The following is a 16,735-nucleotide window of genomic DNA, read 5'->3' as shown; positions in this document are numbered from 1 at the left end:
CTTCATCCGGCCGATCCGCTGAAGCGAGGAGCAAGAGGTCCGATATTAGTTCAGCCACGGTGATCTCTATAGTACGCGCGCAGGGAGGTGAGCGTCAGGCGGGAAGCTTAGGCCGTTAATCGGCGATTATGTTCCCAGTGCGTGTGGTCGCTCGTGCGAAGCCGCTCGCGCCCGCCACCTGAATAGACGATGGATGCTCCGAATATAAGACTTTCGGCAGGTAAATCACATTTCTAGGCCGCTATCGACAGTGGGGGTGCTCGTACAAGCACCCCCACTAGCCTTCTTATGCCTCCAGAAAATCCATGATGTCGGCATTGATGATATCGGCATGAGTTGTAGCCATTCCGTGCGGCAAGCCCTTGTAGATCTTGAGCGTAGCCTTTTTGAGGAGCTTCGCAGACAATTCAGCTGAGTCAGCCACAGGTACAACCTGATCGTCGTCACCATGCAACACGAGCGTCGGAACCGAGATGACCTTGAGGTCTTCCGTAAAATCAGTTTCGGAGAAAGCTTTGATGCCGAGATAATGGGCATTAGCCGCTCCAGTCATGCCCTGTCTCCACCAGTTTTGGATCATGGCGTCAGATGCGGTCACGCCTTCGCGATTGAAACCGTAGAAGGGACCGCTCGCGACATCAAAGTAGAACTGCGACCGATTGGCGGCGAGCGCCTGACGGAAGCCGTCAAATACCGAGATTGGAAGACCGCCAGGATTGGCGGTAGTCTTCACCATAAGCGGGGGGACTGCACCAATGAGTACGAGTTTGGCAACGCGGTTTTTGCCGTGCTTGGCGGTGTAACGAGTGGCTTCGCCGCCGCCGGTCGAATGGCCGACATGAACGGTTTGCCGGAGATCGAGATGTTCGACAACGGCCGCTACGTCCGCGGCATAATGGTCCATGTCGTGCCCGTCCCTGACTTGGCTCGATCTGCCATGCCCTCTGCGGTCGTGCGCGACTACCCGATAGCCCTTGTTCATGAAGAAGAGCATCTGGTTGTCCCAATCATCGCTGCTTAGAGGCCACCCGTGATGGAAAACGATTGGCTGACCGTCCCGCGGTCCCCAATCCTTGTAGAAAATATGCACGCCATCCTTGGTGGTAACATAGCCAGTCTCGCCCACTACGCTTTGCGATCCTTTTCCCGGTTCAGCGGCTGCAGCCTTTGATCCGACCGCCGCGGCGGCGGCGAGCGAAACGCTTCCCGTCATAACCCTGCGGCGGCTGGTAATCAGTTCTTCCTTCGTCATTTCAGCTTCTCCGTTCGATAGCCAATACGCCACGATCATGCCCAGGGGTCAGGGGCATAGTGACGGCTTAGGCTAGCGGCTGGGGTTAGCTCGAGGAACTATACGTGCGTTTGGTGGATACCCAAGTTTATAGGACATAGAATAAGTTCAGTTGAACTACAGGTTTGCAGATCTTCTTGAAGGGTTATTAAGCGGCTAAGGGCTGGGGCTGCGTAATTGATTGGCAAAGGAGGGATTGGACTCATTTCTCCAGTCAATGCCCAAGAGGCTTTCGACAGCGCCGCGTCCAACGCCAATTTCACGGCCTCCAGTACAATCAACGCCTAGCCGTCGGCAGAGGCGGAGGGCAGGGTACGCCCGGTAGGCACAAGTCTTGTGTCCGTGTTCCGTCTAATGATTTCGCTCCGACGTGACTAAATTCCAGCTGCTGAGAGGATACGTTGCCAGGGTCGATAAACGAGACCGCCCGTCGTGCCCCATTTCAGCATCTGTCATATCTCGGAGATTAAATTCGATGCACCATCAGCTCGTTACCGATCGGAATGCCTTGAACTCACAGAGCCGAAGGAGGTTTCTCGGCGGCATCGCAGCTGTAGGCGCGACGTTAACAGCGCCCAATACGATGTTAGCGAGCTCCGGCGGTCTCACTCTGCCGAAAGCCTCACCCCAAATCACGCCCTTCACCGTTGAGATTCCGCAGGCGGCTATTGATGATCTAAAGAGCAGGTTGGCTGGCACCCGGTGGCCCGACCAGGAGACGGTTGATGATCGAAGCCAAGGTGCCACGCTTCATGATGCCAAAACACTGGTGGATTACTGGGCTAAACATTACGACTGGCGAAAATTCGAATCCCGCATCAACAAGTATCCGCAATTCCGTACTGAAATAGATGGCTTGGGCATTCACTTCATCCACGTGAAGTCCAAACATCAGGACGCCCTCCCAATCATTATGACGCACGGGTGGCCCGGATCGGTGGTTGAATTTCTTGACACGATCGAAATTCTCACGGATCCGACGTCACATAGTGGCCGGGCGGAAGATGCCTTTCATGTTGTAATACCGTCAATTCCCGGTTTTGGATTCTCAGACAGACCTTCCGGCTCCGGCTGGAACGCCGAGCGCACTGCTGACGCCTGGGGCTTATTGATGCAACGGCTTGGTTATACCCGTTGGGTCGCCCAGGGCGGAGATTGGGGTTCGCTGATTACGCATCGTCTGGCGCAGCGCAAACCGAGCGGGCTTATCGCCGCGCATGTGAACCTCCCCCTCGTGTTCCCCATGGAACCGCCAGTCGAACCAAGTGCGGAAGAGCGAAAAGCGCTGGAGGACATGTCAATTCTCAGCAGTGAAGGTTCTGCGTACGCGTTCCAGCAGGGAACCCGACCCCAAACCCTTTCGTACGGATTGGCTGACTCACCTGTAGCCCAAGCCATGTGGATCTATGAGAAATTGCAATCCTGGTCCGACAACAATGGAAACATCCAGGACGCGCTGTCGATCGATGCAGTGCTCGACGATATTTCCCTTTACTGGTTCACCAACACGGCTGGTTCATCAGCGCGGTTTTATTGGGAAGTCTTCAGAACCGGCTTTTCCAACTACTCGGCGGGTCAAATTGATCTCCCTATGGCAGCGACGATCTTTCCCCGAGAGTTCTATCGCACGCCGCGTTCATGGGCTGAAGCGGCCTGGCCAAATCTCTATTACTGGAGCACCGCACTGCGCGGTGGCCACTTTGCTGCGTGGGAACAGCCGGAGATCTTCGCCACTGAACTCAGAAAGGCATTCTCAGGCATGAGATGACGAATAGGTACACGTACGGCTCGGAGCTTGATGCCTCCAACGCATCGATCGCTGACCAAGGTCTGAGACAGTCGCTGAGTGGAGTTAGCGTTTAGCGGTTTAGGGATTAAGAAAGGAGAGGTTAGGAGTTTTTTTTAAACCAGGAATTCCTCTAGTTCGTCGAAGTTGCGAAGCCATTGCATCATCAAAGGCGACCCTGAAATACTGGATCAAGAACCCGATTCGTGAGAGCGATAATGTCTGATCCGAGTGCTATTCCGGATATCTTCGACCCCGAAGTCTTCAAAATTTCCGAACCACCGCCGCCAATTCTTTATAAGTATATGGTGGCGGATCGTATCGGTGGGGTTCTCGAACAGGAAATGGTCCGATTTACGCATCTCCTCGACACGAATGACAGCTTTGAGGTCCGGAAAACGTTTCGGCGCTTTGCAGGTCCGAAGCTCATCAAGATCATGCAGGGCGCAATCAGGGCCATGTTCACGCCCGAATACATAGAGAAGAAGTTGCAATCAAAACTCGCCGAACGCGGCATTCAGGTGCCGTACTCTCAGGTGAAGGAGATGTTTCGGCAACAATTCGGTATGTCTCTCGAAGATGTCATGCGCAGCCAGATGAGTGAGTTTGTCGACAAGTTCCTGGGTGGTATTGATACGATCAAGACACCAGAAGAGTTCCTGACCGAAGTTGGCTCGATCCTTATGTGCTTCTCACTATCCGAACGCTGCGACATCGCTACCATGTGGGCTCACTACGGCGGAAATCACACTGGCGTGGTCGTTGCCTTCGACACTGCCCACCCTTGGTTTATGGACGACAAGGGGAAGTCGAAGCTGCAGAAGATCAAGTATCTGGATGAGCAGAACGAAGAGCTTTTTGATGATCTGCAAGCGGCGTTGTCATCAAAAGGAACGGACTGGGCGTACGAACGGGAATGGCGCATCAACTGCGCGATGAAACAGATCGAGAAGACCATCGACATTGGGCAAGATAAGATTCATCTACGGTCGTTTCCGACTGAAGCTGTTACCTCGGTAATAGTTGGTGCGAAGGCTTCGAGCGCTACTATCGAACATACTCGCCACATCCTGACGCGAAAGTACCCGCATGCTAGGCTGCAGCGTGTGATCCCTCAAAGAATGGCCTCAACCTTCGAGATACACGACATTTGAGGCCGCCAGCTCGCGCCCAGCTTGCGGCGGACCCGTCTCCTACTGACCTCCGGACGATGAAATCAACGCAAGAAGGGCTGCTGGGCTGATCGGCTTTTCGAGAAAACCAATGGCACCGCCCCTCTCTGCCGCTCGTTTGGTCCGATCATCCGCAAACGAGGTCATCAAACAGACCGGAGGCCCATTCTGCTTCACAAGTTGTTCCAGTAGCTCAAGCCCGCTGGTGCCCGGCATCTTTACGTCAGCGAGCACACAGTGGACGCGCGGAATATCACCAGATTTCAGAAATTCATCCGCGGAATTGTAGGTCCAGCTTTCGATTCCCATCGCATCGAAGAAGTCGTGTAGTGATTCCAGCAGGAACTGGTCGTCATCCACGATAGCCACCGTTTTGCTTGTTGTGTGCTGCATTAAACTAAAATCCCAGTGTAGACCATGAGGCCCTGTCCCCGCGGTGATCTGTTTATGGAGGAGCGACGTTATTCAGTCGAATCCAGAAGAATGACTGAGTGCCGAACGAGTTCGGCGAGGGAGGTTACCTGCATTTTCCGCATCATGCTGCCGCGATGCAGTTTGACCATGATCTCACTGATCCCAAGTTCAAAGGCTATTTGCTTGTTCATCAGCCCCGACACTACAAGGCGCATTACCTGGTCCTCCCGCCGCGTGAGGTTCGCAGCGCGCGCCCTGACCGTTTGGCGAAACAGACGTTTTGGGTGATTTTCCAGGTCGATGGCGAAGGCAGCACTTACTGCACCAAGAAGTTCGCGGGTCAGGAGGGGCTTCTGGAGGAAATCGACAGCGCCCGTTTTCATCGCGACGACGCTGGTGGCCACGTCGCCGTAAGCTGTCATGAATACCACGGGGAGATCGTAACCTGATGTTTTGAGCTGCTTTCGGAAGTCGATTCCGCCGACACCTGGCAAGCGGATGTCGACCAGAAGACAACCGTTTGTGGAGCGAGATACTCGGGAATAGAACGCTGCCGCGTCTTCGAAGGCCTCTGCCTCTATCCCATTAGCTTGGAAAAGGTCCAAGAGGGACAATCGAAGCAACTCGTCGTCTTCGACGATGTGTACGACCTGATGGGGCGAACAAGCAGCGTTAGGGTCGCGGGCAGCAGCGTGTGCCATAGGCGGTCCTCCAAGCGAGATGGACTTCAGGTCCAGGCTTCATTTTATCGTCACCGCTTCCTTGGGCAAGTAAACGAACGTTTGCTGTGTGGCCCGAGTTCCGTTCGCTAATCCGGCTCGCTTTCCAATTGTGCGGGCAGGGGCAGAGCTACAGTAAACTGCGCGCCCGTGTCGTTGTTTCGAGCAGTGATCGTGCCTCCGTGATTTGCTATGATAGAGCGGCATATTGCCAGACCCATTCCCATTCCTTCGGCTTTGCGAGAGAAGAATCCGTCGAAGATCCGCTCGATGTCGTCGGGCGCGATGCCGCCACCCGTATCCCCTACGGATATCACGAGCATTCCATCGAGATCTGCTGAGGTCGCGATCATAATATCTCGCGACGGACCGTCGTGGGTGGTAATCGCGTGAATGCCATTGATGAGGAGATTTACTATAACTTGTTGTATTTGCACCCGGTCGCCAAGAACCTGCGGAAGTTCGGCATGCAGCCGCATGGCGATGGTGATACGGTGCGCGATGCTCTCGGGCTGCACGAGAAGCACCCCTTCCCGAATGATATCATTCACATTCACAAGGGCGCGTGAGGGTTCTGTTTTGACCGCCATGTCCTTTATTCGGCTGATAACTTGGTTCGCGCGGTGCGCATTTTTCTGGATACGCCCAATGATTGCCCGCAGCTTCGGAAGGTTTGAGTCATCTCTCATCAACCATTGAAGTGCCGTCTCGGCATCCGTAGCTACAACAGAAAGCGGTTGCCTGACTTCATGTGCAATGGATGTTACGAGCTCGCCGAGAGCGGAGATGCGCGCAGCGTGGGCGAGGTCCGCCTCGATTTTTCGAAATTGCCGTTCGAGCCGACGTTGCTCCGTCACATCGATCATTATGATCAGCGTCTTGTCGAGCTTCTCCGGAAACTGTGGAAAGGTGACGTAAAACAGGACGTCTCTGAGTTCTCCATCGAATGTGCGGATTTTCATTTCCTCGCTGTAGTTGCGGCCGCCTTCGAAATGGGCCATGACGACCCTCGCTCCGGCTTCTGGAGTGCCAGCGAAAAGATATCTCACGTCGCTTATAAAGTCCTCTCTACGAGAACCCTTAAAGAGTTTGATCGCACTCTCGTTCACGTCCGTGACAACGACCGCCTCGCTCGCGAATGCAACCAGATTGGGGTGGTCTCGGACGTGGACGCTTATATCGGTCACACCTGAAGCCTTCAGCCGCTCAATGACGCCAGTCATTACTCGGGCGTCTACCTGCCAAACCGGAAGTGGCACATTGTCTATTAGATTCCGATACCGCTGCTCACTGGCAGCCAAGTCCCAGTAGGGTTCTAAATCGCGTAAGGAGCCTTGAACGCATGCCAAGATGGTATTTGAATACCTCGAGCCGTCACGCCAAACTGCGAGAACGTCTTTATCTACCGCTTCCCTAATGATCATCTGATCAGCACCTTGGCCCGAAAGCATCTTGATTGTCATCTGAAGCAATCTATCCCGATGCTTCTTCGGCCACGAGGTATACGCACTTCCGCCTACGGTCGCTTTGGCCATCTCGTCTCCGGCGAACAATTTCGCGGCGGTCGCGTTCAGATCAATGACCTGGAGATGCTCGGCGATGAGTGCGATATCCCCGTCTGTTAGTTCAGTAAGCTCTGGTCCCAGTCGTCTTGCAATCTGATCAAGCGCTGTCGCAGCGAACGAGGCATCGATGCGCCAAACGGCGAGCCAATCCTTTTGAAGACCAACGGGTTGCCGTTCGACATTGTTGGTGTCGGCAATCGAACCGCACTCAATATATCTATCGGTGTTGCCGTTGCGATCCCGACCCGTCCGCACCCTAATGTGCACAAGGACTGGCATTCCATCATGGTCGGTACGGTGGACAATCCCTTCCCAAAAGCCAACCCTCTTCAGTTCCGTCCAATTAAGATTAGCACCTGTGTCTATGAAGACATCTTGGATGTTCTTGCCAATCACCTCGGGCTGAGACCGCCCGTAAAGCAGATGAGCCGCCCGGTTCCAGTAGACGATATGTCCAAATTGATCATAGACAACTACGCACTCGCTGACCGCCTCCGCGATCTGCGAGTCAAGAAGGTCGTTTTGTTGGATTGCCGATAACATAAAATTTCTGACCAACCTCAACGATAAACTTCGACGAAACAACTCGCCTTTCCGGAACCTGCGGTGTCTTTTGCGCCCCCGAGCATGGCGTCCGCTAGAACGGCCGCAAAGTATTTTCCGAGTGAGGGTCACCAGCAGATTTTGAAGCTTGTGCTCTCTTTTCTCCTTCAGCGGATTGGCGACGGCTTTGTTAGCGTCAGCTTCGCATTGAGCGCTTTTCGCGGATCGAAAAGTGGTGGGAGATCGACATATTTGACGTCAATTTTAGCCAGCGCTGTCCGCGCCTGCGCTTCAGTTTCGGCCGCTACGATCGCAACTGCGTCTCCACAGAAACGAACAATTTCTTCACACAGCACCGGCTGATCAGGGGTTACGAGACCAAACCTGTTGATGCCCGGAATGTCGCGAGCGGTAAGGACACAAACCACTCCTGCCGAAGAAAGCGCATCCTTCACTTCGATTGCAGCCAGCCGCGCGTGCGGGCGAGGACTTCGTAGAACCTTGACGTGAAGCATGCCTGGCAGAGACAAATCTGATGGATAGCAAAATGTGCCACGCGCTTTGTCATAGGCATCCCATTTGACGACGGATTGTCCGAACATACTCATGGTCTCCAGCATCATCGGAAGATACAATACGGTACGTATCGAAGCAATATAAAATCGATACGTGCCGTTGCGAAACCGTCGATTACCGATAAAGTGGGTTCAGATGGATTTGACGAGGGTAACTGTGGGAGAGACTAAACAATCAGGCCGACCGCGCAGGGAGGAAATCAGCGAAGAAGCTCGCGGCACGGCATTACGCCTGGCGCGGGAACTGGGCGCGGAAAAAGTCACGATGGAAGGCATCGCTTCGTCAGCGGGTTTGATCCGGGTTTTTGACCGCAGCACCTACCAAATGGATAGGTGCCCCCGCTAAAATTTTCGCTGTAGCCTCCTCGCAAACTCTTCGCGACACGTCAGGGTAGGTAAATTTGCCTGCCAAGTGGCGCGATTATCTGACAGGTGCCGCCGCAATGCCGCAACATGCGTACCTCTTAGTCATAACTACTGTTGTCCTTGGTGCAGCGGGAATAATCGTATGGCACCTCCAAGGCCGAAATCGGCCGACGGAGCGGCTGATAGTGCAGATAATATGCTTTCTCGGCATGTCGCTGACAATTCATCTTGCTGATGTGTTTCCCTTCCGGTTCGAAGCGCCTCATTTTGACGAAAGCAGCGCGCTGGTGGTGTCCGCGAAGATCTTGTGGTGGACACACCTTTCTTGGGCCACGATCGGTTTTGTCCGGATCTATATCGTGCTTGAACGCAGACCACGGGAAGCGAGACTTGTACAAGATCTCCTGGTCGCCATAGTCTACCTCGGTGTCTTCCTTTCGATACTGGCATTTGTGTTCGGGGTGCCGATCGCGACGCTGCTCGCGACTTCGGGTGTGGTGGCGATCATCCTCGGTTTAGCGCTGCAAAATACGCTAGGGGACGTGTTTTCGGGCGTTGCGCTTACGCTGGGTCGGACGTACGCCATCGGCGACTGGATTTTGCTCGGAGACGGAAGCGAAGGAAGGGTTATCGCAAGCAACTGGCGATCAACCTATCTATTGACGAGCGCAAATAACGTCGTGGTTCTCCCGAACAGCGTACTCGCCAAGCAGAGCCTGACCAATGTCAGCAAGCCCGACGAAACCCATCAGATTGTACTGCCCATCAACATCGTGCCAAACCGATTACCGCACCTAGTCCTTGCGGTCATGCAAGAGGTAGTAAAAGGCAGCAATACCATCGTGCAAAATCCCCCGCCGATTGTCTCGCTTGTTGGCATCAATGGTGCCGCAATCGAAATTCAACTTTTGTTTCAAGTAAGGAGTCCGTCCCAGCGGGTTTCGGCGCGTAACGAAGTTGTCGATCTTGTCTACCGACATTGTATCGCGAACAATATCTCCCTCTCGCTTCCCCCCGCGACGCAGGCCGTGCAAGTCGTACCGCCAAAGAAAGATGTACGCCCCGTTGGCTCATTGCTCGGAGCGACCACCGAACTTTCCCACTTGAAGCCGGAAGAGCGGGACAGGTTGCTTGCTTCGGCTGTGTGGAAATCATATGGGGCCGGTGAAAAGCTAGCCAACCGCTTTGCTTTAATTAGGACGGGAGTCGTTGAGGTTCGCGGATCTGACGATGAGATCATTCGGCTTGCGCCAGGTGATGCTATTGGCACTTTGGAGCTGCAAGATCAGCTCGCGTGGAACACCGAAGCCCGGGCGATCACGCGGGTTACGGTATACGAAATCGACCGAACTTCGATTTTCGCCGAGTCCTCCACAGATTCAGGCTTCTCTGCGGCCTCTTAAAGGCTCCACGATCTTTTTCCGTTCCAGACTAGCCGGTGGAGAGGCAGCGTGCGCAAACCTCGGTATCGCTCCGCTTCCAGGCTACATTTGCCGAGAGGAGAACAGGGCGGGGAGACTTCGCCAGACTCTGCCCGGCTGGATCGCCGCCGATGCTCGGATGAGCGCGCTCATTCCTTACAGAAATGGCCTGCTGCCAGCGGTTCGTTCACTTGTCGATTTTCTGGCAGCCGAACTACCAGGCGTGACCGCCTTCGAGCCTCTTGGTGTGTCACCCCACAATTGACCATAAAATGACATACTCGGTGAAGTGACAGCGGCCGTAGCGCTTGCGGTCGCGGCTATGACAGTTTTAGGTAGTCTTCAAGCAAAGATACGCTTCAAGCGCCCGGTTGGCTTGTGATGCGCGCCATAGAGGCTGGGATGATTATTCGAAAGGCACAGTACACCTTCCTTCTCATAGTGGCCCTGGCGATCGGGATCATTACGTTATGGTTTGGTTCCACGATCCTGGGTTTCCTGCCGCTTTTCACGATTGTCCTACTTTTTGCTCGCCGGAGTGACCTGAAGGTTGCGAACGTCCTGCTTCTCGCTGGCTTGATCGTGTTTGCTGCGACGGCAGTCCTGTTTCAGGGAGTAGTAAGACAGCAGGCAATATCGTTCACGATACTTTGCGCGGCCGCCCTCTGCATCGCTAGGGCGATCACTCTCTCGGCGGCAGATACGGTCACACCGCAGTCGAGCCGCCCTCTATCCGCACCGGGGAAGTCGAGACAAGATGCGAGCGAGGCTGATATCGGCGTCATGATCCATGAAGCCGATCGGGAGGCTGCTGCGTTCGCCTCCTCGCGCGCGTTCTGGACCGATGTTACACAGGTCATGAGCCTGCGCGTGCGCCAACCTGACGGCAGTGTGCAGTGGAACAAAGTCAGGTCAGAACCAGGAGGCAAGTTAGCGGTCGAGGTTGATGAACTTGATACCTCGGCAAATCGGATTGCGTGGACAGACACCGCGCCTCGTGACCCCTCCGAACCCGTCGCTGCAGCGAAAAACATCGAGAACCTTTTCGGGAACGGCTGGGCCTTCGACGCCGAAGGAAGGTGGATATACCTGCCCATCTTCGCGCAGACGACCCTCGGCTTCACGCCGGATCAGCTAAATGAATCCATTGCGGACGGCGTATCTGCCTGGGCAAAGCTCCTCCATCCGGATGAACGTGACGAAGTGACTGAGAGCTGGCTGCGATCTCTGCGCACTGGAGACCCTTTCAACGCTGAGTTCCGTATTCGCCGAAAGACCGGGTATGCCTGGGCCCGTAGCGCGGCTCGTTGTGTACGCGACAGAAGCGGCGACATTGTCGGTTGGTATGGGACATCGATAGACATCGACGTACAGCGTAGAACCATGGAGGCACTCCACGAGCGTGAGCGAGAACTCCTGCAACTGGTCAACATGGTGCCGAGCAACATCTGGCGGCTCGGACCGAATGGCGAACCAAACTTCTTCAACACGCGAATGGTTGAGTATCTCGGGATTGACGTTCCGCAAATCGAGATGCCGGGCCTAAGTCGTCTGGACGCTATGATAAACCTGGCCATCCACCCCGATGATCACACCGTTTTCGGGCAGGCGTTGAAGCAGTCACTACTCACAGGCGATAGTTTCGAATCGAGGTACAGACTGCGGCGTTCAGACGGAACGTTTCGATGGATGTCGAGTCGAGCCGTGGCGATGCGTGACCGCGAGGGGCGGATCACACAATGGTACGGGTTATGTCACGACATTGACGATCAGGTGCACGCGGAGGAGGCACTGCAGCGTAGCGAATGGCACCTCCAGCGGCTGATCGGCGCGTTCCCGGTGCACGTGTGCAGCTGGACACCAGATGGCAGGCTCTCCTACATCAATCAGCGGTATCTCGAAGACCTGGGCGGTCCGATCACGACCCGCGAAGAATTGGCCGCGGCCGTATTGTCGCGCGTTCATCCCGATGAAGTCGCTCAAGTCGCAGAACAGGTGCGACGGGGCACAGGGGGCGGTGAGGCCTTCTCCGTACGCTACCGTAGACTGGATAAGGACGGATCCTATCGTTGGACCGATGGTCGGTTTGAGCCCCTTCATGCCCGAGACGGTGAGATTTCCGAATGGTTCGGCATGACGATCGACGTGGACGACGAGATGAAGGTGCAGCAGGCTCTGCGAGAAAGAGAGAGATCGCTTCAACGGCTCGTCGAGACCCTTCCTGCTTTGATTTATTGCAGCACTCCAGAAGGAAAGCCAATCTACCGAAGCCAGAGGCTTCGTGAGTTCCTCGGTTTCAATATTGAGGACAAGGACAACATCGGCCCTACGAGACTGGAGGGCACGCTCGCGGCCATCATTCATCCTGACGATCTTCCGGCTGTGAGGGAGCGCTATGTTCGGTCGCTTTCCACGGGCATTCCTTACGTAATGAAACACCGCCTCAGACGTTTTGACGGCACCTACCGCTGGGTTGAAACTCGATCGGCGGCGATGCTCGACGAGGAGGGCAAAATCGTACAATGGAATGGTGTCTGCTTGGATATCGACGATTTGATCCGTGCCCAGGAGGAACTGGGCCTCGCACAAAGAAATCTTGCTCGTGCGAGCCAGGCTGCCAGCATGGCGGAACTCACGGCTTCGATCGCGCACGAAGTGGGGCAACCGCTCGCGGCTCTGCTATCGAGTTCTGATGCTTGCCAGCAATGGTTGTCCGCGGAGCCGCCGAACCTGGAGCGCGCCCAGAGGGCACTAGACCGAGTTATCAGAAGTGCTAACACCGCAACTGCTGTCGTGACTAGAATACGTGCTCTGTTCAGGCACTCTAACGAGGCCAAATCGACAACGTCACTCGCCGCGGTCGTCGCGGATGCAAGGGAACTTATGGCCGAGGAGGCGGCACGGCGAAGCGTCCGGGTGCAAGCGTCCGTTAGCGAGCGTCTTCCCGAGGCGGTACTCGACAGGATCCAAATCCAGCAGGTATTGGTGAATCTTGTTCGGAACGCAATGGAGGCAATGGACCCCCGCCAGGACAATCGCTCGATCGAGGTCACGGCCGAAGAGGTGGCAGGATGGCTACAGGTTGCGATCAAAGACAGCGGACCGGGTATCCAGAATCCTGATCGAATTTTCGAACCCTTTTTCACGACCAAAGGGGAGGGAATGGGCATGGGTCTGGCGATTTGCCGGTCCATAGTCGAGGCACACGGAGGACGTTTGTGGGCTGAAAACAATCCGGAGCGAGGGGCCACTTTCTTCTTCACATTGCCGACGGTCGAGGTCGCAGATGCCGCCTGAGACGTTCCGTTAGGAGTTGACCGCAGTTTCTAAGGCCGAACGAAGGTCGTTGCTGTTGAATGGCTTGAACAAGCATGTGCCAGCGCGTTTTGCTTCATTTATAACCGCGTGCTGCGCATGTCCGGTCATGAACACGACGGGTATTTGATTCTTCCGCCGTCTCAATTCGTTGTAGAGCTCGACGCCGTTCATTTCCGGCATTGAAATATCAAGGAGGAGGCAGTCGGCGTCGGCAAGGCGCGGCGACTCAAGAAATTCGCGGGCCGACGCGAAAGTGACTGCCGAGTAGCGGAATACTTCCAGTAGATCGAGGAGGGACTCCCTAACGGATTCGTCGTCGTCGATAACTGCGATCAATGGCGGGTGCTGCATGTTAGGGCGTTCCCGCGAAATATTCGGTGTCGGTCGGGGCAGTCGAGGCATGCTAGGTTCTGAAGGTGGTGCAGGCGGAAGGGTGAAAGCGAGCGTCGCCAACATGGGCCCCTTGGAAGGAGCCCCTTGTTGTGATGGAAGCGTCTGGAGCTCTCGGCGGCATATACTCAAATCCGATCCAAGTTGTCGATGCGTGAGGTGACATACACGTCGTATGATCGCAGATTGTCGGCCATATGGCCGCACCGCTTGTCGCTGCTTCTCGGCCGTGGTCGATCTTCCAAACCTCAATGGCGACCCGTCCAGGTGGCCAGAAGCTGTTTCGGTGATCCACTGGCCTCTTAGCTTCTCCGATATCTTTCGTATCATGGCGTCAGCACTTCGGTTCGCCCATCGTTGTTGCTGGGTCCGGAACTTGCTTCTTAGCGCGTGGAAATTCGGACTGCGGCAACCGGAACTCCCTTCGCCGTCGCGCCTCCCCAACAGACGTATAGCTACAATAGGGTTTTAATGTGCACCATCATCCTTACGCCTAAACGCATACGATGTTGGGCTCCCCTGCAAACAAATATTTTGAGATGGACGACAGAACATGACACAGCGGCTTAACTACGCTCAACTTTCACCTGAGCACTTCAAGGGTCTGATGGCGTTCAGCAACGAAATCAAAAAGGGCTCTATCGAGCAGTCAATCCTGGACCTAGTCGACATCAGGGCGTCGCAAATCAACGGGTGCACCTTCTGCCTGGACATGCATTCTAAAGAAGCGCGGATGCACGAGGAACGGCCGCTACGCCTGCACCACGTCGCCGCTTGGCGGGGTTCGACGTTGTTTAACCCTCGCGAGCGCGCAGCTCTCGCCTGGACTGAAGCGCTTACGAAGCTACCAGAAGGAGGCGTTCCGGATGACCTCTATGAGAAGGTTCGCGGGCAGTTCTCGGAGAAGGAACTCTCCGACCTGACGTTCCAGGTTATGGCGATTAATGCGTGGAACCGCGTTAGCATCGCGGTCAAAGCCGTACCTGGGTCTGCCGACAAGGCATTTGGTCTCGACAAGGCCGGGCTGAAGTAGCGCGTTCCCGGCTACAGACAGCCGCTCTCCAGCGGTTGTCTGTTCGCGTTTATGTAGTTGCCCGCCTTTTGGTGCCAAAGATGCCGCGTGTGACTGGCCTCGAGATCGACGGCTATTCCATGCTGCTATGCGGTCACCAGAAGGCCTTTTACTTGGCACGGCTCCTGAAGGAAAAGTTCGGTCCTGACACGGCTGATCAGAGAGGCCATTGGGCGGCGAGTGCCGATCAGCGGCGTATGATCCAAACAAGGCCTGTGGCGTCGACCCGAAGATTGGCTAGTGCTGGCACCTCTCTTGCTCAATCCAATATAGCGGACGACTGGTATCGCTAATGAGGCGCTTTAGCCAGCAGGCAATCCGATGACCTATTCAATGGGAGCCAAGGTGCGCGCAACTGGATACATCGTCAGTCAGGCGGGGAGGGGGTATTGCTGGAGATCCGCTCGAAAAGAAGGCCGCCCCGGTTTAAGGGGCGGCCTGAGCGGAGAGAGATCCGCTACTCCGGTCGGGGAGGCGGCGGGACCGGAGCTTGCCGCCGATAGTGAGGGGGATCAGAGCGGCGACGTTCACAACATAAGGCCGCGCCTGCCTCGGCAATAGTTATACGTTGGTTTGTCGTTTTGGGTCTGCATAGCTCTGCGCAACTGAGTAGAAGCGCTTCGACGCAACTGAGCTTAGCCGTGTTTGGAAGAGCGTGACTTCATCCTTCCCTTAAACGGCGTCCGGCCTGCTTGAGGAATGGCAAAGGTGTTGTGCGGTTAGACGCCACTCCTAAACCTAAGTTTGGATTATCGGCGCTTGAGGGCGAACATAAATTGACGACAGCCGTCACCGAGAAGCGCTTGGACGGCGATGATCAGATTAAGTTCGAGCGCGGAAATACCTCACGTATGCAATGTCAGCGTTCTACCGGATGGAAGGTGGCAGGCTAGTGTCCACACAAAAGGAGTGCGTCATGTCGCAGTCAGAAGCAAAAGCCCTTACCTCGCAATCAAATATTCCCTCGGACAACACATTTCATCCTGGCAAACCGGGTACTGGGGAGCTCGTTCCGTCGCGCTATGCGCTGCGGATTGGCGAAATTGACGTTATGGTAGTCAGCGATGGAGTGCTACCGCTCCCAACTAAGATGTTGGGGCACAACGCCGATCCCGCTGTGCGGGCGACATGGATGGAGAACATGTTTCTTCCGCCAGATGCATTTGACTGGCCGCTGAATGCGGTGGTGGTGCGTAGCGGCGAGCAGACTATTCTCGTCGATGCAGGACTTGGGCTGGACCCGGACTTGCACTTGCCGAGGGCTGGGCAATTGGTAAAGCGGCTGGAAGCCGCGGATATCGATCTTGGATCCGTAACCGACGTGGTGCTTACCCACTTGCACATGGACCACATCGGCGGGCTTCTCGTCGAAGGCGTTAAGGAACGGCTACGCCCCGACCTGAAGATCCATGTAGCGGCCTCCGAGGTCAAGTTCTGGGAATCACCCGATTTCTCCCAAACGAACATGCCGCAGGGTTTTCCGGACGCGCTTAAGGCGACCTCCAAGCGTTTTCTGAACGAGTACCACAACCAGCTTCGGATGTTCGATGACGAGTACGAGGTAGCACCTGGAGTAGTGGCCCGTCGCACTGGCGGACACACACCAGGACACTGTGTGATCCGTTTGGCGTCTGGTGGCGAAGCGTTAACTTTCGCCGGAGACGCTGTGTTTCCGGTCGGATTCGATCAGCCAGAGTGGCACAACGGTTTCGAGCACGACCCTGAAGAGGCAGCCCGCGTCCGCGTTGATCTTTTGCGGGAACTAGCGGCGACCGGCGAACTGCTGGTGGCAACCCATCTGCCGTTCCCCTCTATCGGCCGAGTGGCGGTCTCCGGCGAAGCTTTTCGTTGGGTACCGGTCTTCTGGGACTATTAACCGCTAGCGGTCGACGCCAAAAACGCGTCCGCCTGCATTAAATGGCTGACGGTAACCGATGATGCACGCACCGTCCTGCCCATGCATCCGACTGATCCAGCGAGGTTCGGGGAAACCCGGACCTCGCATCATGTTGGTGGCTGTTCGTCACCACGTGTCGGGGAATTTGAGCAAACGGATGTATAGCTTGGACGTGCATGCCGTCCGATTATGATCGTGATGACCCC

13 protein-coding genes are annotated in these 16,735 nt (G+C 55.4%); 7 read left to right on the top strand and 6 right to left on the bottom strand.

Going from position 1 to position 16,735, the window contains the following annotated elements:
* Positions 1-286: 286 nt before the first annotated feature.
* Positions 287-1,252 carry an alpha/beta fold hydrolase gene (locus ACZ5TO_RS09635; RefSeq protein WP_464797908.1) on the bottom strand — a complete coding sequence of 322 codons (966 nt, stop codon included), beginning with the start codon at positions 1,250-1,252 and terminating at the stop codon, positions 287-289.
* A gap of 514 nt (positions 1,253-1,766) precedes the next feature.
* Between ACZ5TO_RS09635 and ACZ5TO_RS09630 the strand changes: the two genes are divergently transcribed.
* Positions 1,767-3,059, top strand: a complete 1,293-nt coding sequence (locus tag ACZ5TO_RS09630) for an epoxide hydrolase family protein (protein WP_464797907.1) — start codon at positions 1,767-1,769, stop codon at positions 3,057-3,059.
* A 236-nt stretch (positions 3,060-3,295) separates the two neighbouring features.
* A complete protein-coding gene (locus ACZ5TO_RS09625; protein WP_464797906.1) occupies positions 3,296-4,231 on the top strand; it encodes a DUF2971 domain-containing protein in 936 nt (311 codons plus the stop codon).
* A 39-nt stretch (positions 4,232-4,270) separates the two neighbouring features.
* Here the strand turns inward: ACZ5TO_RS09625 and ACZ5TO_RS09620 are convergent, their stop codons facing one another.
* From ACZ5TO_RS09620 to ACZ5TO_RS09605, 4 genes are all read right to left on the bottom strand, one after another.
* On the bottom strand, positions 4,271-4,609 hold the full coding sequence (locus tag ACZ5TO_RS09620) for a response regulator transcription factor (protein WP_464797905.1): 339 nt from the start codon (positions 4,607-4,609) through the stop codon (positions 4,271-4,273).
* A gap of 101 nt (positions 4,610-4,710) precedes the next feature.
* Complete coding sequence (locus tag ACZ5TO_RS09615) at positions 4,711-5,364, bottom strand: response regulator transcription factor (protein WP_464797904.1); 654 nt, start codon at positions 5,362-5,364, stop codon at positions 4,711-4,713.
* Positions 5,365-5,471: 107 nt separating this feature from the next.
* The gene (locus ACZ5TO_RS09610) at positions 5,472-7,490 is read right to left on the bottom strand and encodes a PAS domain-containing sensor histidine kinase (RefSeq protein WP_464797903.1); all 2,019 of its coding nucleotides are present in this window, start codon (positions 7,488-7,490) and stop codon (positions 5,472-5,474) included.
* A 167-nt stretch (positions 7,491-7,657) separates the two neighbouring features.
* The gene (locus ACZ5TO_RS09605; RefSeq protein WP_464797902.1) at positions 7,658-8,113 is read right to left on the bottom strand and encodes a hypothetical protein; all 456 of its coding nucleotides are present in this window, start codon (positions 8,111-8,113) and stop codon (positions 7,658-7,660) included.
* A 395-nt stretch (positions 8,114-8,508) separates the two neighbouring features.
* Between ACZ5TO_RS09605 and ACZ5TO_RS09600 the strand changes: the two genes are divergently transcribed.
* From ACZ5TO_RS09600 to ACZ5TO_RS09590, 3 genes are all read left to right on the top strand, one after another.
* Complete coding sequence (locus ACZ5TO_RS09600) at positions 8,509-9,834, top strand: mechanosensitive ion channel domain-containing protein (RefSeq protein WP_464800368.1); 1,326 nt, start codon at positions 8,509-8,511, stop codon at positions 9,832-9,834.
* A complete protein-coding gene (locus ACZ5TO_RS09595) occupies positions 9,716-10,117 on the top strand; it encodes a LysR substrate-binding domain-containing protein (RefSeq protein ID WP_464800367.1) in 402 nt (133 codons plus the stop codon). Before ACZ5TO_RS09600 ends, ACZ5TO_RS09595 begins: the two co-directional genes overlap by 119 nt.
* Before the next feature lie 116 nt (positions 10,118-10,233).
* Positions 10,234-13,149, top strand: a complete 2,916-nt coding sequence (locus tag ACZ5TO_RS09590) for a PAS domain-containing protein (RefSeq protein WP_464797901.1) — start codon at positions 10,234-10,236, stop codon at positions 13,147-13,149.
* 9 nt (positions 13,150-13,158) lie between these two features.
* Here the strand turns inward: ACZ5TO_RS09590 and ACZ5TO_RS09585 are convergent, their stop codons facing one another.
* Complete coding sequence (locus ACZ5TO_RS09585) at positions 13,159-13,521, bottom strand: response regulator transcription factor (protein WP_464797900.1); 363 nt, start codon at positions 13,519-13,521, stop codon at positions 13,159-13,161.
* 592 nt (positions 13,522-14,113) lie between these two features.
* Here ACZ5TO_RS09585 and ACZ5TO_RS09580 point away from each other — a divergent pair.
* Together ACZ5TO_RS09580 and ACZ5TO_RS09575 are read left to right on the top strand one after the other, a co-directional pair.
* The gene (locus tag ACZ5TO_RS09580) at positions 14,114-14,593 is read left to right on the top strand and encodes a carboxymuconolactone decarboxylase family protein (RefSeq protein WP_464797899.1); all 480 of its coding nucleotides are present in this window, start codon (positions 14,114-14,116) and stop codon (positions 14,591-14,593) included.
* A 955-nt stretch (positions 14,594-15,548) separates the two neighbouring features.
* Positions 15,549-16,508, top strand: a complete 960-nt coding sequence (locus tag ACZ5TO_RS09575) for an MBL fold metallo-hydrolase (RefSeq protein ID WP_464797898.1) — start codon at positions 15,549-15,551, stop codon at positions 16,506-16,508.
* Positions 16,509-16,735: the final 227 nt, after the last annotated feature.

This window comes from Shinella sp. Sh6 (assembly GCF_055392685.1).
Note: the sequence above shows the minus strand (reverse complement) of the source record. Positions and strands in the feature narration are given on the sequence as shown.